At 45.5% G+C, this 24,088-nt stretch carries 18 protein-coding genes; all 18 read right to left on the reverse strand.

Translation table 11 applies throughout. From position 1 onward, the window contains the following. Positions 1–55 precede the first annotated feature (55 nt). A complete protein-coding gene (hepB, locus tag ACFQ0C_RS02980) occupies positions 56–2,278 on the reverse strand; it encodes a heparin/heparin-sulfate lyase HepB (protein WP_379363833.1) in 2,223 nt (740 codons plus the stop codon). 3 nt (positions 2,279–2,281) lie between these two features. Further along, entirely contained in the window at positions 2,282–3,022 is a 741-nt protein-coding gene (locus tag ACFQ0C_RS02985; protein WP_379363835.1) for a response regulator transcription factor, read from the reverse strand. Between the two features lie 10 nt (positions 3,023–3,032). Continuing rightward, entirely contained in the window at positions 3,033–4,862 is a 1,830-nt protein-coding gene (locus ACFQ0C_RS02990) for a cache domain-containing sensor histidine kinase (protein WP_379363837.1), read from the reverse strand. A gap of 19 nt (positions 4,863–4,881) precedes the next feature. After that, on the reverse strand, positions 4,882–5,724 hold the full coding sequence (locus ACFQ0C_RS02995; protein WP_258214557.1) for a carbohydrate ABC transporter permease: 843 nt from the start codon (positions 5,722–5,724) through the stop codon (positions 4,882–4,884). A 13-nt stretch (positions 5,725–5,737) separates the two neighbouring features. After that, positions 5,738–6,676: a carbohydrate ABC transporter permease gene (locus ACFQ0C_RS03000; protein ID WP_379363839.1), complete on the reverse strand. Its 939-nt coding sequence runs from the start codon at positions 6,674–6,676 to the stop codon at positions 5,738–5,740. A gap of 192 nt (positions 6,677–6,868) precedes the next feature. Further along, the gene (locus ACFQ0C_RS03005) at positions 6,869–8,335 is read right to left on the reverse strand and encodes a sulfatase family protein (protein WP_379363841.1); all 1,467 of its coding nucleotides are present in this window, start codon (positions 8,333–8,335) and stop codon (positions 6,869–6,871) included. Positions 8,336–8,360: 25 nt separating this feature from the next. Continuing rightward, complete coding sequence (locus ACFQ0C_RS03010) at positions 8,361–9,866, reverse strand: extracellular solute-binding protein (RefSeq protein WP_379363843.1); 1,506 nt, start codon at positions 9,864–9,866, stop codon at positions 8,361–8,363. A 178-nt stretch (positions 9,867–10,044) separates the two neighbouring features. Beyond that, a complete protein-coding gene (locus tag ACFQ0C_RS03015) occupies positions 10,045–11,034 on the reverse strand; it encodes a Gfo/Idh/MocA family protein (protein ID WP_379363845.1) in 990 nt (329 codons plus the stop codon). After that, positions 11,027–12,010, reverse strand: a complete 984-nt coding sequence (locus ACFQ0C_RS03020) for a Gfo/Idh/MocA family protein (protein ID WP_379363847.1) — start codon at positions 12,008–12,010, stop codon at positions 11,027–11,029. The genes ACFQ0C_RS03015 and ACFQ0C_RS03020 overlap by 8 nt, the downstream gene beginning before the upstream one ends. A 46-nt stretch (positions 12,011–12,056) precedes the next feature. Continuing rightward, positions 12,057–13,133 carry a Gfo/Idh/MocA family protein gene (locus tag ACFQ0C_RS03025; protein ID WP_379363849.1) on the reverse strand — a complete coding sequence of 359 codons (1,077 nt, stop codon included), beginning with the start codon at positions 13,131–13,133 and terminating at the stop codon, positions 12,057–12,059. A gap of 24 nt (positions 13,134–13,157) precedes the next feature. After that, complete coding sequence (locus tag ACFQ0C_RS03030) at positions 13,158–14,774, reverse strand: extracellular solute-binding protein (RefSeq protein WP_379363851.1); 1,617 nt, start codon at positions 14,772–14,774, stop codon at positions 13,158–13,160. A gap of 39 nt (positions 14,775–14,813) precedes the next feature. Continuing rightward, positions 14,814–15,707 (reverse strand): carbohydrate ABC transporter permease, encoded by an 894-nt coding sequence (locus ACFQ0C_RS03035; RefSeq protein WP_379363853.1) that lies wholly within the window; start codon positions 15,705–15,707, stop codon positions 14,814–14,816. A 13-nt stretch (positions 15,708–15,720) separates the two neighbouring features. Continuing rightward, positions 15,721–16,629, reverse strand: coding sequence for an ABC transporter permease (locus ACFQ0C_RS03040; protein ID WP_379363855.1), 909 nt, complete (start codon positions 16,627–16,629; stop codon positions 15,721–15,723). 46 nt (positions 16,630–16,675) lie between these two features. Next, entirely contained in the window at positions 16,676–18,067 is a 1,392-nt protein-coding gene (locus ACFQ0C_RS03045) for a sulfatase family protein (protein ID WP_379363857.1), read from the reverse strand. A gap of 250 nt (positions 18,068–18,317) precedes the next feature. After that, complete coding sequence (locus ACFQ0C_RS03050) at positions 18,318–20,684, reverse strand: helix-turn-helix domain-containing protein (RefSeq protein WP_379363859.1); 2,367 nt, start codon at positions 20,682–20,684, stop codon at positions 18,318–18,320. 136 nt (positions 20,685–20,820) lie between these two features. Then, the gene (locus ACFQ0C_RS03055; RefSeq protein ID WP_379363861.1) at positions 20,821–21,795 is read right to left on the reverse strand and encodes an ROK family protein; all 975 of its coding nucleotides are present in this window, start codon (positions 21,793–21,795) and stop codon (positions 20,821–20,823) included. A gap of 60 nt (positions 21,796–21,855) precedes the next feature. Further along, a complete protein-coding gene (locus tag ACFQ0C_RS03060) occupies positions 21,856–22,839 on the reverse strand; it encodes a Gfo/Idh/MocA family protein (RefSeq protein ID WP_379363863.1) in 984 nt (327 codons plus the stop codon). Beyond that, the gene (locus ACFQ0C_RS03065; RefSeq protein WP_379363865.1) at positions 22,832–23,929 is read right to left on the reverse strand and encodes a Gfo/Idh/MocA family protein; all 1,098 of its coding nucleotides are present in this window, start codon (positions 23,927–23,929) and stop codon (positions 22,832–22,834) included. Before ACFQ0C_RS03065 ends, ACFQ0C_RS03060 begins: the two co-directional genes overlap by 8 nt. Positions 23,930–24,088 lie beyond the last annotated feature (159 nt).

Here is a 24,088-nt window from a genome sequence, read left to right on the forward strand (position 1 = left end):
GTTACACGCTCCTTAATGGATTCAAATAAATGCCATTGTCGATGATACGTAATTGTCATTGAATTCCATTCAGCTGTCTAGTTAATCGGATGCTGCCGTTAATTCCTTGCAAATCCAGTGTGCCATTGTCTGTTTGGAATGACGCTCCATCCGTTTTCGCCTCTGTATGCAACTGCCATACGCCATCCTCCAAATCCGTGACCAACACCCTTGTCGATCCGTCAGATTGAGCAACAGGTATGCTTACTGTCCCGCCAATCCGGCTTCCATCGCTGCTGAATAAAACAAGCCAGTCTTGAACCTGCACTCCTGTCATGTTCCCGCAATTTATCCGAACGGCAGCCGGCGCTTCCACTCCATCATGATCTTTGATCTGTATCGCATGGAGGAAACGATCCTCGCGAGCCGCTTGCTCAGGCTGAACCTCGATTCGCCATGCACCCTGCTCCACGGTCTCTGCGTTGTCATTGGAGTAGTTCGTACCGGATACGAGGAACTCTTGTCCCTGTCCTCCGACCTTTCGGATCACAGCTTGTTCAGGCAGCAAGGTATCGACTGCAAGCTCTCCGCCGTAGCCCTCTTCTGCGCGCGATATAAGAGACCTGCTGCCCTGAACGACGGGTTCTTCAATGCTGTGGAGCAGCCATGATTTAACAAATTCCGGTTCAGAAGAAACGATGTAATCGTAAACGATAAACACAGCAGGAATCCCCGGCTTCTTCAAATTCAAAAAGACGAATGAACGGGTATGCTTGCTCACTTTGCTTGAATAGGCAGCGGTAATGTCCCCTTTTAAGTAAGAGAAATCCGGTGCCGCTTCATCCGGGCCTGCAGCATGAGCCAGCACCTCACCCCTTTGAAACTCGCCGCTCAGCAGCTCCTTCAGCAATTTTGGCGGTCTTCCATTGTTAGGCCAGCGCTGTCCGCCATCATTGACATTCGGCCATGTCAGGCCGCCGTCATGAATAGATGGATAATGCTCCAGCTCCTTCGGATCGTAGACCAGCATCGCGTTGTGAGCGATTGTGCGCTTGAAATAATATTTGTTATGCGGTGAGTGATATTTACCTGAAGAGCCTTTATAAATACCCGAATCAATCGCCAAATAGCCTTTATAGTAAATTTGAAACGTCCCCGCATCCAAATGCTGATGGTTATTGTACTGATACATCCCAACCTTCATTTCGGCCACTACCGTGGAGGATTGCTTGTCGATCCCTTCATCCCAGCCCGTCCGGGCGATCATAATTCCTGCCGGCTCCGCGAAATATCGGGTGAGTGGAAGGTCATGATGCGGTTTACGCGATAGCTTCGGATCATGAAACAGAAATGCAAAGAATACATACGCGTCCGGTATATCCGGATGCTCCCTGTATTGTTGATCGAGAAAATAACCGTTGCGGTAATAATTGCCTGCCATCAAGTACACAAGCGGAAACAATCGAATGTACTGATTCTCCTCATATAGCGGATTATCCGTGTCGCCATCCCGGAGCAGCTTGCCGTCCGGACGTCGGGTATATATCCATTGGTAGCCGATTCTTTCTTGTGCAGGGTCGAACACACAATCATGTCCCATTCTCGCAAAAAGCCATGTCGCATATAATTCAGACTGGTATCGGAAGCTTCCGTAATTGTCACCTTGGTGATGCCAGCCGGAAGGGTAGAAAAAGTTACGGGCAGGTACAAATTCAGCGAAAAAGCGGCCTGCGGCCAGATCGTACATTTCCGGATCTTCATCGTAAATGGCGATACCCGTGCCGATCAGATCGCGCATGAGCATCAGCTCGCTTGTATGGCCGACAAATGCACCTTCATGAGTCGGCGGATATCCGCATTCCAATAATGAAGCCAGCCGCTTGAAATGTGTGATCATATGGTTTCGTTCCGGCTCATTAAACAGGTCGTAGCACCAGTCATACACGACAGCCCCCGCCAGCATCAGGCGTCCTATCTCACGGGAAATATCCTGATACCTTGCGTTGAATTTCCTTGTAATGCTCGACATGGCTAGTGCCTTTGCTTTACGGCCCGCTTCCACCTGTCCGTTAAGGATATACAACAATGCATTCGCTTCCAATATAAACGCAGTGTCAGGGGAATCCCACGCTTCGGGTTCAATCACTTCGAAATCCGCAAAATCATGCAGCCGTTCCACCAGCTGAGACATATCCGGATGGTTCATCCTTTCTTGAAGCATCGCTCTGTCTGCAGCTTGCAGCAGCAACCGGGGTCTTTCTGCCGGAGGTCTCACCGGAGGTTTTTCCCACATAGCCATTTCTCACCCTTCCTCAATTTCATCTAAATGCTCGTCTTCATGATTTTGGTATATTTTAGGAGACATTCCTGTGTACTGCTTGAAGACCTTGCGAAAGTGCTTATAATCCGCATATCCTATTTGTTTGGCAATATCGGTAATGCTCAGTTTGCCGCTTTTAATCATTTGTATCGCCGCTTCCATGCGCTGCTCAGTCAAAAACTGCACAAATCCTTTGCCTGTTTCCTGCTTAAACAATCGGCTCAAGTAAGAAGCGTTGTAGCCCATCTGCTCGGAAAAATCGACAATAGACAAATCCTTCATAAACGACTCACAAACCGATTGCCGAATGTTCTCAATTAAATCTTTCCCCTGGGTTGAGGTAACTGGTACCGTATTCAATACGTCCACACGTCCCTTGGAGGAAGGCGGCATAGCTGTCTTTGCCCGCTCCAATGCAGATATAATTTGAGTCCGGTTCAATGGTTTTAAAATATAATCAAATGCGCCGTAATGTATCGCTTGCTTCGCATAATCAAATTCGCTATGCGCCGAAACGATCAAGACCGGAATCTTCCAGCCCCTCCTTCTTATTTCCTGCAGCAGCTGCAAGCCATCCATACCCGGCATGAGAATATCCGTTATGACAAGATCGATCTTTTCTTTCTCCAGATGAGTGATTGCCTGCAAGCCGTCTCTGGCCACCGCCGTTACCGTATAATCGGGGCAATCCCGCTTAATTACCTTCTTTAACCCTTCCAGCATCCAAAATTCGTCATCCACGATCAGCGTATTGTACAGTGTCAGTCCCTCCCGAAATTCTCATTTCCACACAGGTTCCTTCGTTTATACGGCTCCATATGTTCATACTGAATTTTTCCCGGTAATACATCTGTAATCTCAACCGTACATTGACCAGCCCGATATGCTCGTTCGGATCAAGGAAATTCGGCTCATCCTCCTGGAGCTGTGTGTGAATTTCACGCAGTCGGTACTCATCGATTCCAATCCCGTTATCTTCAAAACGAAATACGATATCTCCGCCTTCATTTCTTACAGCTATGGAGATTTCGCCTATTCCCTCCCTGCCTTGAAAAGCATGGGTTACAGAGTTTTCCACAATGGGCTGACAGATTAATTTCAATATTTTGTTAGGAAGCAGCTCAGGATCGACATGTACACGTACAATAAACTTATTCGGAAAACGGACCTGCACAATGCTCAGATAAGCATTCAAATGATCGATTTCTTCTTCCAGCGTAGTTATGGAGGAGCCGCTAATACTATATTTGAACATATGTGACAGCGCCTGGCTGACGGAGACGATATCATCAACGTCATAGACCTCTGCGATGCAAACAATAACGTTTAACGTATTGTAAAGAAAATGCGGATTGATTTGAGCTTGCAGCGCCTTCATTTCAGAATTTTTGCGAAGCAGCTGATGCCTGTATTCCCGCACCTCGGCCATATAGACTTCATCCTTCATCCGATTCAATTCAGCAACCATACGGTTGAACTGATTGCTAAGCCGTCCAATCTCATCATGGCTTCTCAAGGTTAGAGAAACATTGAAATCACCTTTCTCCACCACCCTCATGTTCTGCTCCAAATCCTTTAACGGACGAGTGATCATTCGACTAAGTGCGGTAGAAAGAATAAAGATTACAATGATTGCAGCCAGGCCTACGAGCACGATCCCCACGCGAATGCTTTGCATTTCCGTAGCTAGCTCGCTGAACGGGACGACACCGACTATTTTCCAGCCTGTTTGAGAGGAGGTGTAAAATCCAACGAGCATCATCTGTCCATCGATCTTCATCTGGAAATGACCCGATGTTTTCCCTTGGAAAAATTGCAGCCTGTTGTCTTCTTGCAGCCAGGATAGCGATTGCTCCGTTGGTATAACGTACCTTCCGTCTTCTGTCATCATAAAAACATACCCTGTGCTTCCCAACTGGATCGTTTCGCTCATCTGGCGAATGATTTTTGGAGAAAAGTCGAACAGCAGTGTCCCTTTGGTACGAAACTCGCGATTATCCATCAGCCTTGCGGAGAACGTGACGACCGGTTCATCTTTTAAATAAGTTTGAGGATGTACAGGATTCAGGTGAAACAATTCTTTTTGTTTGATTTGCCGATACCAGGCATCCTGCTCGAACGAATAATTCCGTTTGGCCACTTCCCCCGCTCCGTTATATACGAGTAAACCTGAGTCGGTGATAAGAAAAATTCCTTTCAAATGACTTCTTAAATTACCGATATTATCAAATAAGTCTCTGGTGCTGCGGATAGAGTAAACGAGCGCTGGCTCCGTGGGATCCTGCGAGTCGTGAAGAATGGTCTGTACATCGGGATCGAAACGCACAATGTTACCGACTCTTTCCATTTCCTGTACGAAGGAGTCTAATCGTTCTCCTACCTGTTTGGCGATTTCTACTGTATATTTACTCAGCTCTACTTCAAATGCTTTCGTAGAATCACGGTAAAAAATAAGCGCAAAAAACAGAATCGGTAATAGCCCGATCAGGAAAAAGACGATCAACAGCTTGTTCTTCATGTTCATGTTGCGAAATAATCCGGTTATGCCATTGTGCGTATTCATTAATTTCTTCCCCCAACGTTTAGCCTTTCACAGAGCCGGCAACTCCTTCCACGAAATAACGCTGAAAGGCAATGAAAATAGCGATGATTGGCAATAGAGAGATACTGGCGGCAGCCGCCATCCCTGTCCAGTCCACACTGTGTTCGCCTACAAATTGGTACATTCCGACACCAAGTGTACGCAGCTCTGGTTTACTTAATGTGAATATGAGCGGTAATAAAAATGAATTCCAAGACCACATAAATTGCAAAATGCAGGTCGTTGCCAAAATCGGCTTCGAGAGCGGCATCATAATTTGCACGAACGTACGGATAAATCCGCTGCCGTCCATCTCTGCAGCCTCTTCCAGTTCCTTAGGTATTCCACTAAAATGGGCGGTGAACAACAGGATGAACAATACATGAGCGCCCCCAACCTCCGCCAAAATAACGCCGGCCAAGGTGTTGTTAAGACCCAATGTGTTTATAAGAAAATATATAGGGATAATTGTATACCCTTTTGGCATAAATAGGGTAGCTGTTATTACAGACATAAACAACATTCTGCCCGGAAACCGGTAGCGGCCTAAGACATAACCGGTCATAGCGCACACCGCTACAACAATCGCTACAACGAACACGGAAACAAGGACCGTATTGACAAAATACGTGGAAAAATTAGCGGTTTCCCAAGCCCGCGCATAATTGGCAAATTGAAATTTCTCCGGAAGGAAGCTGTAGCCCTTCGATATGTATTCCGAATTCGTCTTGAATGAAGAGGAAATCATCCAAACAAACGGATAGATCCATATAATTCCGAAAGCTATTAATACCAGATGAACGCTCCAACGTGCTATGTTTTTGACCTGTCTGGATAATACCATTTTGTAGTCCTCCCTAGTGCGAAGATTGTTTGCCACCTGTTTTTTTGACCACGATCCCCAATATCAAGGATACGAACAGGATGGCGAAGCCGTATACAACACCCGCAGCAGATGCAAATCCTGCTCTTGGCATGCCTCCGCCCTCGAAAGCATAACGGTAAATGTACAAGTCAACCATATCCGTGTGAAAGGCAGGTCCTCCGTTCGTCATTGATTTCACAAGATCGAAGACATGCAGGGCATTAACCGAGGATAGCAGCAAAATTACGCTGCCCACAGGCAGCAGCAGCGGAAACATAACATAACGGAAGGTTTGCAGCCAGTTGGCTCCGTCAACTTTGGCCGCCTCGAATAGCTCTTTCGGAAGTGATTGGAGGGCAGCCAACCAATATACCATCTTCATTCCAAACGTTTTCCATATCCCCACCAATATTATAATCATCATAGCTGTATCCATTGAGCCTAACCAATCAATGGGCTTATCCAATATGCCCACTGCTATCAGCATTTCATTAATAAGTCCCTTGTAAGCGCCGAATATAAAGCGCATAACGATCCCGATAACCGCTGTCGTCGTCACAACCGGCAGGAAATAAATGGTCCTGTATATGGTTGCCCCTTTTAGCCAGGATGAATTCAAAAGAATCGCTATTAGAAGTGCCAGCGGTACCTGAACCAGCACAACGAAAAACATGAAGATGAAGCTGTTCTTGAATGCATTCCAAAAAAATGGATCGGAGATCGTTTCTGCGTAGTTTTCAAGCCCAATAAAATTGCTCAGTGAACCATACCCGCTCCAATTAAAAAAGCTGTACACATAACTCATAATGATCGGATAAATGGTGAAAGCGAGAAAAAGCGCCAACTGCGGTAAAATAAAAATATAGCAATAAATAAGTTTTTTTCTACGATTTTTGCTTATTTTCCCGGCATTTGGTTTGTTTCCTTTCATGTGCATCCCCTCCTGATTATATCTTTATTGTAACCGCTGTCAGCTGTATGTTTAAGGCAGTCTCTCTTTACATGGAGGGGGTTTATTTTTACTTTTCTAAAAGCAATTAAAAGCAAATTCTTTGCAGTCGGCTAAAAGCAAGCTGAAATAAAGAAGCAGTCCTACTGGTAGCGACTGCCTTATAGCGTACAGCTATTTAATCATTTTATATTCCGGATGTGGAACTTTAAACTTCTTATCTACATAACCGCTCGAAGCCGGATCCCCTACATTAAAGGATTCCAGACCCAGCTCCTGTTTGATTTTCGCTTGAAAAGCCTTGGCTCTTTCCTCCGTCTCCTCGGGATCGCATACGCTTCTCAACCTTTTTTCACCTTCCATCAGCACATCCTGAATAAACGGGGACGACTCGAGGTCAGCTGCCAGATCCTTCATTTCTTCCGGGTCCTGCTCAAGATCGAACAGCTGCGCTTGAACTCCGCCTGTGAAATAGACATATTTCCATTTGCTCCAACGAATCATGTACATTCCAACCGGCATACCATGTCCATGGTACTCACTGAACACAAAGTCGTTGCGGGATTCATCTGTTTCTCCACCCGCCAGCTTTAACAGCGACCTGCCCGGTACATCTTCAGGAAGCGGAATGCTGAGCGCATCACAAACTGTAGGAAAGATGTCCACCAGAGACACCGGATGATCTACCCGATTCCCTTGCCTTACATTCGGGCCCTTAACGATTAACGGTACATTCGAGGTTTCCTGATACATGCTGCACTTAAACCATAGACCATGCCGTCCAAGCTGCTCCCCGTGATCGCTTGTATAAATGATCAGCGTATCATCGTACAGATCTTCTTCCTCCAATGTACGAATGATCGTTCCAATATTGTCATCCAGCTCATTCGTGAGCGCATAATAGCCTACATGCATACGCCTAATCGTCTCTTCATCCACCACATCCGACCTGAAATAATGCCGAAGTGCATGAAGCGGTTCATTCAATTCCGTAAAGGGCCTGTTTAAAGATTCCGGCACATCCTTAATAAGGTTATCGTAGTAATCCCAATAATCTTTTTTCACATAGAAGGGAAAGTGAGGATGTGAAAATCCAACATACAAAAACCATGGTTTTTCCGGATTCGACTTTTGTTTCTTCGAGCGCTGCTTCAACCACTGAACCGTTTCTTCCAGAGCAAGCTGATCGTTGCTAAGCCCCTCGCGGATTCCGATGCGTTGGTATCTCTCCTCTACCAGGGGCTTCGCCTCTCCGGTTTCCCGGAAATAAGCTCCTACATCAATACGATTGCGATGTCCCGGCCGACTGGCTTCAAGGCCGTCATAGCGACCATCCGGATGGAGATCTAATTTCCCGATACTATGCATCGTTTGCCCGTGATCCGCAAGATGCTGGGACATCCCTTTGATTTGTCCGTCATAAGGGGTCGCATTGTCCCATGTGCCCAGCTCATTAACATAACGCCCTGTAAAAAAGCTCGCCCTTGCCGGAGTGCATACAGGACAATTGGTGTAGGATTGTGTAAATTGAGTCCCTTCCTTGGCCAAGCGATCAAGTGTTGCGGTTCTCGCTACTTGATGTCCGGAGCATCCCATCACGTTATTTGAATGTTCATCGGACATGATTACCAGTACATTCATTTATTGAACCCTCTTTCGAAGTGAACTATTTTAACGCCTTGTACAAATCATCCGTATAATCCTTGGCTGGGTCCCAATTCGGGAAAGTAAAATCGTTCAAGCTGACATTCGCACCGCTCTTGTTCACCTTGTCGATAGCCGCCTGTAAACCTGCATTTAGTTTGTTGTTATAGTCCTTTAGTGTCGTCTCGACGTTGCCTTTATCCTCCATCAAGAGCATGATCAGCAAGTCACCGAAAATCGGCTTTACTTTGGACTGCCGCATTTCACCCAATTCCGCAATAACCGTAGCCGTGTTCGGATTCCGTTTTGTCGTGCTCGGACCGAGTCTCATCGTTGAGGCATGAAGGTTATAGAAGGTGTTGAACTCAGGATACGGATACAGCGATTTATCTTTATTTAGTTCATCAATTGGCGACATGCTTACGCCGCTTTGAAGGGTGCTCTTAAAAAATTCCTTCGAAGCAAAAGCTTCGTCAATAAACTTTCCGGCAATTTCCGGATGCTTGGAGTGAGCCGAAATCATATACCCTGCACGGCTTGCAAGTGTATATCCATAGAAAGTTTCCTTACCATCCTGCTGTGGAACGGGCGCCATATCGAATTCGGCTTTTGGCACGTCTCTTTTTACCTGCCACATCCGGTACCGTGCGTCAATGAAGAAGGCTGCCTTATTTTCCCCGAAAAAGACAGTAGCTTCAGCTGCCTTAAGCGAATACGAGGAAGGTAGTATCGATCCGTCCTTTTTCATCGTTTGAAGAAGCTTTACAGCATCAATCCATTCCTTCGAATCGAAAATGTATTTACCCGTTTTTAAATTAAAGCCCGGAATATCTCCATGAGTGGGAATCGAGCCTGCTGTCAATCCCATCACAGTCTGGTCTAGAGGAGTCGTTTCTCCGCCTGCAAAAATAAGGCCGTAAACATCGCCTTTCCCCTTCTGTGAAACTACCTTCGACATCTCTCTCAATTCATCCCATGTTTTGGGCGGCTTGTTGGGATCCAGTCCTGCATCTTTCATGACCGTTTTGTTGTAATAAAGCATTGCACGGAGATTTTGTCCTCCAAGCGGCCAGCTGTACGTTTTCCCGTCGAACACATTAACTCCATCTTCAAAGGACCCTTGCGTAAACCGGTCTTTAAATCCTTTGGACACATACTCATCCATAGGCTTGGCCCAACCATTCTTAACGATTTGCCGCAAGTCCATGCCTTGTGGAGTTAAGAAAATATCAGGTAGATCATTGCCAGCAATTGCGGCTTGAATAGCCGTGCTATACTGCGAGCTTGGCATATACTGGACTACTACATTGATTTGACCCTTATTTTTCTCGTTAAAATCCTTGACGACCTTCATTCCTGGACTATCGTCACCTTTGAAAAAATCGCTGAACCCTGCTACCTTAATGGTGACTTCTTCCTTCTTAGCTGATGTTTGAGACTTGTCCCCTCCCCCAGACGTGCTGCATCCAGACAAAGCAACGGCAAATATCAAAAGCATCATTGCCACGATCATTGATAAACGCTTCAAGATGATTCCCCCTTAAGTTTGATTCAATATACCCGCATTATCTATTGTAATCGCTAACAAATCATACAAAAAGAAGGCTCTCTTTACATCATGGGGTCTATTTTTTACGTATTCAACATTTCTTGTCCAAATCTTAAGGGGTCTAAACTACCATCTTTATTATGAATTTGTCAATCTTTCATGGATTGCTTAAACATACAGGTCGGCCCAGCCTCGAAGATTCATATGCGGCAAAGGAGATTACCGCTGAGCGCAAACCGTCCTCTCCTGTAATCGGTACAGGTATTCCAGATCTGATACTATGAACAAAGTCTCCAACAATGAGACTATTTAAATTATCGCCCCAGTCGCTCCATTCGGCGTTGCCGCTCAAATTGCTGTACACCTCGTTGCTTAGCTTCCTGACATCTACATGGATCGTTCCTTCTGTTCCGATAATTTCCAACGTCAAATCCCTTTTCATCGGGAATGCTTTGCCCCTGGACCAGCTTGTATCCAGAACACCGATAACCCCGTTTTCATATTTAAAATGAATCATCCCCGTATCATCAATCGGAATATCGTGGAATAATGTATCGGATTCTGCATACACCTCAACAACTCTCGATTGCAGAATCCAGTTGAATAAATCCATCACATGGACAGAGTGATCCAGCATAGCTCCGCCGCCGGATAAGTTTCGGTCAACGAACCACTCCCGACGAGGTAATGCTCCTTTATTGGTGCCTTTCACGGCAATGACAGTACCGATCTCGCCGCTTTCCACCGCATTCTTCGCCCGGATCACCGCTTGAACATAGCGATTATTAAAAGCGGTCATTAGCTGAACCCCACTCTTTTTGCATGCTGCTACCATATCTTCCATTTCTGCCACTGTGGTGCCTAATGGTTTTTCACAAAAAATATGCTTTTTGGCTTTAGCGGCGTCAATAGTCAATCGAGCGTGGCGGACATTCTCCGAGCAAATGAATACAGCCCCGATATCGGTTGCCAACAGCTCCTTATAGTTCTCGAAATAAGGGTACAGCTTATCGAAGGGTTCCACATAGGAACGATTCTCATCTGCGACCCCGGCAATCTCAACTTCCGGATGATTGGCCAGCGCACGCAGAAAGCCTTCTGCATGCGTATGAGCAAACCCGATCATGCCTACCTTTAATTTAGCCATGATTCATTCCTCCCCAAGGTACAGGCATTCCTGTTAATACCGAACGAGTAGCTGCTTCCGCAATTTTAAGCGCCTGATGCACATCTTTAACAGCAACCTGAGAGTCTGTACCGAGCCTTATGCAATCGAGAAAGTGCTCCAATTGATAAAAGTAAGGACTATGAAGCATTGGGCATTCAGCTGTGATAGTATTGGCGGAGCCTTGCTGTTTTTTCAGCTCGAAGCTGTTCGTATTCCTGCTGTCATAACGAATGACACCCTTATTTCCAGCGGCTTCTATTCTGCAGCGATATGGCTCCGGATCGCCCCAGTGAGCGGCCAGGTTAACAATCCCACCTGTTTCCAACCGCAAAGTGACCACAGCATAATCAATCCCCGATACCGTTCGTTGCATAGCATACACAGATCTGACTTCACCTAAAATCCAACGCATCAAGAAGATGTCATGGATTAATCTTTGCTGGATGATCCCTTTGCTTGTACTCTCATCGTTATACCAATTCTCGCAACCTCTTGGACTTGGACCCGAATGCTGGATATGTGTAACCCCCACACTGCCAATCGATCCCTTTGCTATTTTATCTTTTAAATTTCTATAATACGGCGAGAATCGTTCGGCAATCCCAATAAATATCTTTACACCCTTCGCGTCCGCCGCCGTCATGATGTCCTCCGCTTCAGCTGATGTAGCGGCTAAAGGCGCTTCACATATAACATGCTTGCCATGGTCAATAGCCTTTAGAATATATTCTTTTTGCACGTAGGTAGGCAGACATACACAAACAATATCCGGTTCGGTGTTCGCCATCATTTCCTCATAAGATCCATAAGCAATCGATCGGCATAAGCTTGCCAGTTTATTTGCAGCTTCTGCTCGGACGTCACAGACTCCCGTTACTTCAACATTGTCAAGCTCACAAAGGCTTTGCGCATACTCATTCCCTAGGCTGCCACCGCCTAATAAAGCCACTTTCATCGTCCTATTCCTCCCTTATATCACCTTGCGCTGCAGGTTTTCCATATTATGTGAAGTAGACCGCTTTCCCTGTTTCAGCAGATTCGTAAACGGCATCTAAAATTTGCGAAACCACTAACGCTTGCTCCGGTTTGACGACAAGCTCTTGATCGTATAACACGCTGTCGAGCCACACCCTCATTTCCAGCTCGATCGATTTGCTCCTGACTTTATCCAAGGACGGAATACCTGTGCCCTCCATAACAATTTCTTTGTCGTACAGTTTTCCGTTCTCTTCGCCATTGATCCACAGACCGTCCCTCATATCGGCTCCGCCTTTCGTACCGCATAAGGTAACTTTCGCTGCTCCCTCTTGGCGGATATTCAAGGCCCAGCTGGACTCGAGCATGATGGTAGCCCCATTCTCCATAACAATCATTCCAAATGCCGAATCTTCAACCTTGAAGCTTTTCGGATCCCATCCCCCGTTTCTGGCTGCTTCATTATTTTGTGATAACATATGATAAGCTGTGCCAACTACCATTTTCGGCTTATAGTTGTCCATCATCCACAAGGTCAGATCCAAAGCATGCGTCCCGATATCAATCAACGGACCGCCGCCCTGCTTGTCTTTGTCCAGGAACACCCCACGGGTAGGAACGCCCCGCCGACGTATAGCATGTGCCTTAGCAAAGTAAATAGTGCCCAATTCGCCATTTCTGCAAACTTTATGCAATTGCTGACTATCGGAGCGGAAGCGATTATTGTAGCCAATCGTCAATTTCTTCCCTGTGCGTCTTGCTGTCTCCAGCATGCGTACAGCATCTGCCGCACATATGGCCATCGGTTTTTCACACATGACATGTTTACCTGCCTCCAGAGCCGCTATACTAATTTCGGCATGGCTGTCATTACTCGTACACACGTGGACCACATCAATAGTCGAATTGGCCAGCAATTGCTTGTAATCCGTATAAACAGCCGCATCCGCAGTTCCGAATTGCTCAGCTGCCTGTTGAGCTTTTTCTGCAAAGCTGTCGCTGAAAGCGCTCAGCTCAACCTCGGAAAATTTAGACAAATGAGGTAAATGCTTATTTGCAGCAATGCCTCCACATCCGATAATGCCGATCTTCAGTTTTTTCATAACTCTTATCCATTCCCTTCATCATTAATTTTTTTTGTAGCGCTCGGAAGCAGCCTCATATATTTTCAGTAAATCCTTTACGCCCATTTTATTGATCGAGCTGACGTACTGATCCCAGTTAGCAAACGGTTGCCCACCGGATATAAATTTCAATTGCTGCTCTTCGACAAAGGTAACAATATCGCTTTCCAACGCATTTAACCGATCCTGTTCATCCTTCGTAAACAAAAAGCTTGGCCAAACATTTTTAGAGGTATTGGGACCTAACAGCTTTGCTGCTTCCAAAGAGCTTGGAAATGTATTCCCTGTTTTGTCATATTTCTGAAGTACCATCTGCGGAATTCCTCCGCCCGGCCACGTCGAGAACTGTCCTGCAGCTTGGTCCAACGATAGTTTGGGGTTGCTCCGAATATCCTCCTTGTACTGAATATCTCCGTCAGGTAGCTTTTCATAAGTGATTCCCTCGATACCCATCCGTACAAATTTACTTCCTTCTTCACTGTAGAAATAATCTACCCAGCGCATAGTAGCCTCGGGATGTTTATTCTTGTTTGTAATGGCGAAGGCGCCTTGGCCTTGCGTAAAAGGAGCCACATTAGAAAACAACTGGTCTCCATAGGGCCCTTTCAACGCCGGAGCCGGTACATAATCGTTCATATACGTATTTCCGGCCTGGTTCACGTTGCTTGCATGGAACGCTCCTACCAAGCCTTGAGTTAATTTAGCATTAAACTGAGGCAGCTCCTGTGCAAACGCTTCTCTATCCATCAAACCTTCCTTAAATAAACGCGCTATGAACTCGAGCACTTCCTTGTACTTGGGATCCGTCGCGAAAAAACGAACCTTTCCATTCGAGTCCTCGTCCACATACACACCTTTCCGGTTGCCGGTTGTCCCCATTCCCCATGACCCTCTTAAACCGGGCAGCAAATCGAAGGACTTGTCGCCTGTCCATGGAATTTCATCGTTTTTGCCATTTCCGTTCATGTCATTTTCTTTAAAGGCTTTAAGTGTTTTGTAAAATTCCTCTACCGTTGTCGGTACCGGCAAGCCTAATTTATCGAGCCATTTCTTATTAATCCACAACTTCTTGTTTATTCTTGGAGCCACCTGTTCATTTAATTGCGGCAGTGAATAAATGTTTCCGTCAGGTGCTGTAATGCTTTTCTTTACATCCGGGTGCTTCTCCATGATGGCTTTAAGGTTCGGTGCGTACTTGTCGATCAAATCGTTAAGCGGAATTAATATACCCTGGGAGCCATAATTGACCTCATCGGCTGGAGTAAGTGCTGCACGATAAAATGCTTCCGGATAATCTCCGCTTGCAATTCTAACATTTCTTTTTTCTTTGTAGCCGGTATCGGGTACTGCCTCAAACACGACTTTGACATTCGTCATTTTTTCGTATTCCTTAAAAATCAACATGTCGTTCCATTCCGCATGCAGCGGAGCCTTGGATCCCATCATTTGAATCGTTATCGGCTCGTTCACAATGGGAAACCCTGTTGCGTTAACGCCGCTTTTAGCTGTAGATTCCTTACTCTTCGGGCTTGTATCATTCGTTGTAGAGCAACCTCCCAGAGCGGTAACAGCCATTGTGATCGCTACGGAGGCGGGTACCCAGCTTCGTGTAAATCTCATTGTTCATCCCTCTTTCAATAAGTTTATTAACAACCATGCTTAACCCTTAATCGCACCAATCATAATTCCCTTTTCAAAATATTTTTGCAAGAACGGATACAAAATCAGAACAGGCAAACTGGAAACTACAATAATCGCATACTTGAGTCCTTCAGCTAAATTCTGCTGTTCTATCATCGATTGCGAATCCCCTGACATCATCTCATCCATTTGGTTTTGGATAAGCAGCTCCCGCAAGAACAGCTGCAGCGGATACTGCTGCCGTTCCGATAAATAAATCAATGCGTTAAAAAAGGCGTTCCAATGGCTCACTGCGTAATACAAGATCAACACGGCAATGATGGGCATGGACAAAGGTAAAACGATGCTTACTAAAATTCTTATGTTCGTGCTTCCATCCATAAATGCCGATTCCTGCAGCTCTAAAGGGATTGTATTTTGGAAAAAAGTCCGCATAATAATCAAATTAAACACCGAAACCGCGCCGGGCAAAATCATAACCCAAAAAGTATTAATAATACCCAAGCTTTTAATGACCAGATAAGTAGGGATAATCCCACCGCCAAAAAACATCGTGAATACGAAAAAGGCCATAATAACATTGCGTCCATAAAAGTCCCTTCGCGACAATGGATAAGCACCTGCAATGGTCATGACAATATTGACGCAAGTACCCACAACCGTATACAAGATCGTATTTCTATAGCCAACCATAATATCCGCATTTTGAAATACACGCTTATAGGCTTCAAACGAAAGCTCTTTAGGCCATAACCAAACCTTGCCTTGCAATACAAGCAAGGGATTACTAATTGAAGCGCTTACTACATAGATAAGCGGATAAAGCACAACTATTAAAACAAGCGATAATATGCATATATTGATCGTGTCGAACCAACGGTCTCCCAAACTTCCCCTAGCCCCTAGTCCCATTAAGCCATTCCTCCTACCACAAACTCGTTTGACTTATCCGCTTCGAAATACTGTTAACGACAATTAATAAGGTGAAATTGATAACCGAGTTAAATAGCCCAATAGCTGCCGAGAAACTATACTGGGCACCGACCAACCCATTTTTGTAAACATAAGTTGAAATTACCTCAGAGGATTCCAGATTCAGGTTGTTCTGCATAAGGAACACTTTTTCGAAGCCGACACTCATTACATGTCCAAAATTCAATATTAGCAAAATAATAGCCGTAGGCATCAAGCAAGGTATCGTGATATGAATAATTCTTTTTATTTTGCTTGCTCCGTCCACAACGGCCGCCTCGTAAAGCTGTGGATCAATTCCAGCCAATGCAGCCAAATAAATAATCGAAGCCCAGCCAGCATTTTGCCATACTTCCGAAAGTACATAGACGCTTTTGAACCATCCGTTTTCCACCATAAAGTAGACCGGATCTCCTCCCAAAGCAATAATGACCAAGTTGATCATCCCATTTTTCGGAGATAAGAACACCAGTATTAACCCGACCATGACCACAGTAGAAAGAAAATGAGGGGCATATGTGACCGTTTGCACGATCCTCTTAAATTTATTGTTCCTTACTTCATTTATTAATAACGCCAAAATAATCGGGATTGGAAAGGAGACTGCAAGCTGGTACAGACTTATGCCTAACGTATTACGAATCAATCTCCAAGCATAATAAGAATTAAAAAACCGCTCGAAATGCTTCAAGCCCACCCATGGACTCCCGCCAATCCCTTTGACCGCCATAAAATCTTTGAATGCAATTTGCACGCCATACATAGGCAGGTAATGGAAGATGACGAAGTAAGCAATAACAGGCAAAATGAGCACATACAAATCCCAATTCCTTCGAATACTTTTTAACCGTCCGTATATCATCGATTTACATATGCCCCCTTTCAAAATAATAAGCGGATAGGATCATCTATACTCCATCATCGTCTTGAAGTTGGACACGCAATTCGTGCAGCTCCTCCTTCAAGGAACGGATGACTTCAGTGTTGGCCGGATCATGATAGACATTGTTCATCTCATATGGATCGGCATGCAGATCGAACAACTCCCACTCCGGCGGCTTTGGCTCGTCAATCGCGCCTGTAGAACCCAATGCCTCCCCATAGTAGTAGATGAGCTTATAACGCTCGGTGCGGATTCCGTAATGGGAGTATACATAATGATTCCCCAGGTGCATCCAGTAGCGGTAGTACATCGACTTGCGCCAGTCCTCAGGCTTTACGCCTTGCAGTAGCAACCGCAGGCTCGCGCCCTGCATATTCGAAGGTACGGGTATGCCTGCGTAATCTAGAAACGTCGGGGCGAAATCAACGTTAAGCGCCATCTGCTCGCACACGCTGCCCGGCTTGATTTCACGCGGGTAACGGATGATGAACGGCATTCGCAATGACTCCTCGTACATAAAGCGTTTATCGTACCAGCCATGATCGCCAAGGAAAAAGCCTTGATCTGACGTGTAGATGACGATCGTACCATCCGCTATACCTTGCTCCTCTAGCCAATCGAGCATCCGGCCCACATTATCATCGATGGAAGCAATGCAGCGAAGGTAATCCTTGATGTAGCGTTGATACTTCCAGCTTTTCAGCTGCTCGGAAGTTAGCCCTTCCGGTGGATCCATCTTCAAATCCTTCTTGCTTAAATCCCGGTCCACCCTCATTCGGGCTGCTGAAGCTGCCGCAGCCCGGTTCGAATAATCATCATTGAACGTTTCCGGCTCCGGTATGTCGGCGTCCTCATACATATGAGCATGTTTTTCGTCAGGAATCCATGGCCGATGGGGAGCCTTATTATGGCACATCAGGAAAAATGGTTTATTCTTGTCCCGCTTGTTCAGCCAATCGATTGACAGCTCAGTCGTAATATCGGTGACGTAGCCTTCATACACTTTCTGTTCTCCCATTTCAATGAACGTCGGGTTATGGTAATCTCCTTGTCCGGGAAGCACGTTCCAGTAATCGAAGCCCGTCGGATCGGCATCGCCCCCGTGGCCCAAATGCCATTTACCGATAATTGCCGTCTGATAGCCATCTTCCTGCAGCAGCTTGGCCACCGTCTGCTGACGCCCATCCAGCTTATCGCCCAGCGTCTTTACTCCATTCAGGTGATTATATAACCCTGTAAGAATGGCAGCTCGACTTGGTGCGCATATGGAATTGGTACAAAAGCAGTTATCGAACCGCATGCCCTCATTGGCAATACGGTCAATCTGCGGGGTTGTATTGATCCTGCTGCCGTAGCAGCTTAAGGCATGCGCTGCATGGTCGTCACTCATGATGAATACAATATTAGGCCGATTCATTCTTTCTTATCCCTCCTTAGCGTTTTGCTTTAGCTCTGTTTTCGCATGCTGCTCCAATATCCCGCAAGGGTGAAGCCATACTTCATGGTGAACTATATAACAGCCCCATGCAGAAGTACATCAGCAGTATAACTAATGATCTGCATTTTTTTACATCCGTATCAAGAAGCTTTACTGCAGCAGCCTTTCCTATCTGCAATTTCAACATTCGATATGCAGATGGTTACATTTTGAAAAAAAGAACCGAAAATCACGTGGATTTCCGATTCAAATATTTTGAATAATTAGTTTTACGGTATAGTATTGGCGTGATGCCTTCGACCTTTTTAAATTTGCGAATAAAATTGGTCTCATCCACATAGCCGACCTGCTCGACAATTTGCTTAACCGTATAATTGCTGGTTGTCAGCAATTTTTTCGCCTCATTCATTCGCAATAAATCAATGTGCTGCTTTTGCGTATAACCGGTTTGATCCTTAATAAATCGGGATAGGTAGGACGGGGATATATCAAACTCTCTTGCAATCGATTCCTGGCTTAAGGAACTATCGCTGTAGTGCTCCTTCAGGTAAGCCATAATTTCATCGCACAGATCCACGTTTTTGCTTTCTTTTTGTGCGTCAATATAATGGCTAAGCTGTTTGCAAAATTCGCATATTTCACTTTTTGCCATTTCAAGCGTTTCGAACTCCTGATAAATTAATAGCTCCAAGTCTTTCTGGAAACAATCATTTAACTTGTCATTCATATCTTCCATCGTATTGAACACCTTATTAATAATTCCGGAGCATATATGCTTCGCCGCTTCAAGCGAAAGCGAGTATTTGACGATCTCGTCAAATATTTCCGCAACGATCACTTGAGACTCTTCAGCTTTGCCTTGTTTAATTGTTCTCACCAGCTGCTCCTCAAGCTCTGACGGATACCGGTAAGGCTGCTGCTTCTCCCGTTCAATATCTTCATAAAACAGGATCTGATCATCCCCCTTAATAAACCGATACAATATGGCTTTCTGTGCTTCTGCATAAGTGTCGCATACCATCGACAAATCATTGTAAATACGGCTAACTCCAACCGTCAAAGAAAACTTATAGTTCTCTTTAAAAAAGTTTTTTATTTTAACAGCCAGTGCTGTAATATGCTCTCTGTTGTTCTTATCAGCCTTCACATTTAAAACAAGCGCGATTCCGCGGTCATCGATTAAATCGACCCCGTATCCGTCTCCCACTTCTCCGGATAGCTCTTCGGCAATATTAATAATGCTGAATTTAAACAAGTTCTGCATGGAGACGCTGTTTTCAGTTCGAAACCGGTTATAATCATCAATAAAAAAGAGAAGGGTGCTAAAGGAAGAATAAGAAAAAGTTAAGGCTGAGGCTTCCATCATGCTTTGCAAATGATGAGGCTGCACATCCTGCTTGCCTTTTAGTAATGAAAGTAACAGACGTTCCTTCATCATCCCTCTTTTGCTTCCCAGTTGGCTCATTAGACCTTCTTGTTCCGTAATAACTTCATTAAAAGCTTGGGACAAATAAGAAATTTCATCCATATTGTCCGAGGTTCCCTTCAACACTTTGCGATCTACAATCATTTGAACGATGCTTCGTAAGGATCCGTAATTATTATTTGCCAAAATAAAAGAGATACAAATACCTATAAGAAAAATAACCACGGCAGAATAAATGAAGATAAGTCTGCTATGCTGGACCTTTTGCAAAATTTGATCCGTAGGAATCACCGTTACATAAGACCATTCATTGTAGTCCGAAGAGACTTTAATAATGGAATAGCTCCCGTACCGGTTATGAACCTCACTCGCTTGCGATGTCCAAGCAGCTTCGTCCAATCCGCCTAAAAATTGCTGAGCTGTTTGTTCCAGCTTTCCTGACCGAAGGGAGATGATCGGATTGTTATGCTTATCCAGAATGTACATATAACCGGAATATTTATTCAAACCATTGCCCAAAATCTGGCTTAACATCTTTTCCTCAATTAAAAACATTACAGCCCCGTATGGTTTCCCCTGATTAATGGGCAGCGGGCATATATACGTAACAAATTTTCTTTTTGAATCTACACCATTAATATTGATTATTTCCGCCGGCCTTATAACAGGTGAAGTCATCCTTTCGAGTTGCTCAAAAAATGGGGACTTTCCCCAATTTTCATACCGATATATATAGTTAAAGTAGGATTCATAGCTGTAAACACCGCTTGCCGCATACAGCTTTCCCGTGTCCCGGTAAGGGTACAACAAGGCCACATCGTAGATTAAGAAATTACTGGATCGGTACTTGCCCAGCTCCGTAATTGCCCGATAAGTTGGATACCCCTCATCCGCCACCATAAAAGGAGTCATCTCCGGGTTGGAAGCGATCTGTAAAGCAATCTTCTCCAGTTCCTTCATTTTCGATTCTACGGTATCCCGAATTTGTGTTAACCCGATTGTAGTTGAGCTTTCCACTTCATCTTGGAAGGTTTTAATAATGTTACTAAAGACTACAATACTAACAATCAGCAGCATGATAACAAGCAATAATACATACGACAAAAAATATTTGTAAAAACGAACCGATCGTCTTCTATCAGCTTGCATTCCAGTCATCATTTTTTTCATAGCCTATCCTCCTTTCTCTGCTTGAAAAGGGTCGTGATCAGCCAGCCTATCAACGATGCTATAACGGGGGGATTATTTCGCAAAAACCCTGCTCCAGCTGGGAACAGGGTTTCAAATACGATGGTTTATCTCTCTATTAACCTAACTGCTGATGGTAGTTCACCAGTGCTGCCGCACCATACAAGCCTGCGTTATCACCTAGCGATGCCATAGAAAATTCCACATCACGGATCCCCAATAAGGAACGCTGCTGTGCCATTTCCACTGACGGCTTTAAAAGGAAATCCCCTGCTTTGCTGACGCCGCCTCCGATAATAATTTTTTGCGGATTATATAGATTAATCAAGTTAATAAGGCCAATGCCTAAGTAAGTTCTCGTTTCTTCAACAATTTCCATAGCCAAATTGTCATTGAGCATAGCCGCAGCAAAGATGTCTTTAGACGTTAAGCTCTCTTCCTCAACCAATTGCAATTGACTAAAAGACGTCTGGCCTTCCCTTCTATAACGAGCCAATTTTTCCCTTGTCCTCTGCACGATACCGGTCCCCGAAGCGCAAGCTTCAAAGCATCCATAATTGCCGCAACTGCATAATGGGCCCTGCGGATCTATAATCATGTGACCGACTTCGCCTGCGCTCCCTTGCTCGCCCAGCAGCAAATGGCCGTCAACAATGACGCCAGCCCCGATTCCCGTGCTGATGGTAATGTATAGCATGTTTTTCGTGTTACGTCCTTTGCCGTACAGCCATTCCCCAAGGGCTGCGGCATTCGCATCATTATTTAAGTAGACAGGAACATGGAATTCATCGGCTATGATCTGCTGCAAAGGAATATCCACCATTCCGGGCAGGTTGGATGGGGAAAGCACCATCCCTGTAAATGGATTAAGCGGCCCGGGGCTGCCGATGCCAATACCGCTGATGCTGTCCGATGTATGCTCCCCTGTATAGCCAATCACTTCGCGGATGCTTTTTTTGATCCTGCCAATGACGGCTTCTGCCCCCTCTTGAGCCAGCGTTAGCGCTTCGGCTTTAAACAAAAGCTCGCCCTTTTGGTCAAATAATCCTGCTCTGATCTGTGTTCCGCCAAGATCCACTCCAATGGTATACACTTTATCACCCTCTATCCAGCATTTAGTAAATTTATTAGTGCACCGATCCCGATCCGCCGGTTACAGGCTCACCGGTTTTTTAAGACGAATCGATTCGTAAGCAGCCAATGCGATTACGGTTGAATTGTACCCGTCTTCCCCGGTAATAGGCACAGGCTTTCCTTCTTTAATGCAATGAATAAAATCATCGATCAGCATTTCATCTTTATTATCGCCCCAGTAGCTCCACTCTGCATGCCCCGTTGCTTCGCTGTACACCTCATTGATCTGGGCAAAATAATCGATCGAAATAACGCCATTCGTACCGATTATTTCCATAGTTAAATCACGTTTATAAGGAAAGGCGTGCGTCCGCGACCAGCTTGCATCTAGAGCAGCGATGATCCCGTTCTCATATTTGACATGAACCATCCCTGCATCATCGATATCGATGTCATGAAACATGCTGCCCGATTCAGCATACACTTCCACCGCCGGTGAGCGGAGAATCCAGTTCAACAAATCCATGACATGTACGGTATGATCAATTAGTGCGCCTCCGCCCGACAGGTTCCGGTCATTGAACCAGCCGCCAATCATTTCACCTTTATTGGTTGCTTTAACAGCTACAACCCGGCCGATCTCGCCACGGTCGATGGCTTCTTTGGCGGCAACGACCATTGGAATGTAACGGTTTGGAAAAGAAGTCATCAGTTGAACTCCATTCTCTTCACACGCTTCAATCATAAGGCGCATTTCCTCTCTGGAAAGACCAAGAGGCTTCTCGCACAGCACATGCTTCTTATGCTGCGCCGCTTCGATTGTCATCTGTGCGTGTCTGGAATTTTCAGAGCTGATAATGACCACATCCGCATCTCCAGCCAGCAGCTCTCGATAATCAGCAAAATACGGAAGCTGATGCTGCTGTATAAACGGTTCAACACGCTCGCGGTTTTCATCGGCAATCCCAACCAGCTCCACATCCGGCCGCAGTGCTAAAGCTTGCAAATAGCTGACCGCATGAAGATGGGCGAAGCTGATCATTCCTACCTTCACCTTATGCATAATCCCCACCTCCACGAACTTCTTCGTTAACAAAGCTATCCGTGCTTGCAGATGCCAATTCCACTGGCTGTCCGGTGCGCAGCGATTGCTCCGCTGCCCTGACTACTTTCAGCGTTTCGCAGGCATCCTCAGCGGTCATAAACGGTTTGCCGCCATCCCTTATGCAGCTCATCAAATGAACAAGCTCATCCCGCTCAGGTTGGCGAAAGGAGGGGCTGAATTCAGCCTTTATCGGCTGCTCAGACCTCCTATCAGCTGCTTTCTGAATGCTTAATCCATTTGTTTTCCGGCTGTCATTACGGATAACGCCTTTTGAGCCGGCAAATTCAACCGCTGATGCATATCCCCCCGGATAACCCCAGTACGCTTCAATGTTGGCGATTGCCCCAGTATTAAATTTAAGCGTCACCAGGACATAATCCAAATACTCGGTAGTTGTACGCATCGCATACACATTCGCAACTTCGCCGACTGTCCAGCGCAGCAGATCGATATCATGCAGTGCGAGACGGAACAATGCGCCGCCCTTTACACCTTCGAGTATCTCGCCGTTCAGTCCTCCTGTCCAGCGTACGCCATCTGTATCCGATTCATGCTGTAGGGCGGCCCAAGTAGACCTAGGAAATGGACAATAACGCTTAACATTGACCACGCCAATATTGCCTATCGCACCGGCTTTAATACGTTTTCTCAAGTCAACGTTATGGTAATAAAATCTTTCCGGATGGCTGAACAACAGCCGGCTCCCGTTCGCTTTGGAAACATCCAGCATCTCATGAACATCCGCCGCATCTAGAGTGATCGGCATCCGAGCGATCACATGCCGACCACTGGCTAACGCCTGCAATATATAGGGCTGCTGGCTGTCCAAGGATAGACCTAAACCTATACAAACTGCGTCTGAAGGCAATGCAGCAATCAGCGCATCATACGATCCAAAAGCGGGGCACCCGAAACGTTGAGCCCACTCCGAAGCCACTTCAGGCTGCATATCATAAACGCCGACGATTTCCGTCTGCTCCATGCTCAGCAGATGCTGAGCATATCTTTCTCCGCTTCCACTCAGTCCAACTACAGCCACCTTTAACATAATCACCCTCCTCAGAGTTTTGCTTTAGCAAAACTATCTTCGTAAGCAGCAGCTGAGTTTTGCTTTAACAAAACTATCTTCGTAAGCATTAGCTGAGCTTGGCTTCAGCAAAATTTTCATTATAAGCATCAGCTGCTTTTTGCTTTTGCAAATATGGAC

This window comes from Paenibacillus sp. GCM10027630 (assembly GCF_042676305.1).
Lineage (GTDB): Bacteria > Bacillota > Bacilli > Paenibacillales > NBRC-103111 > Paenibacillus_S.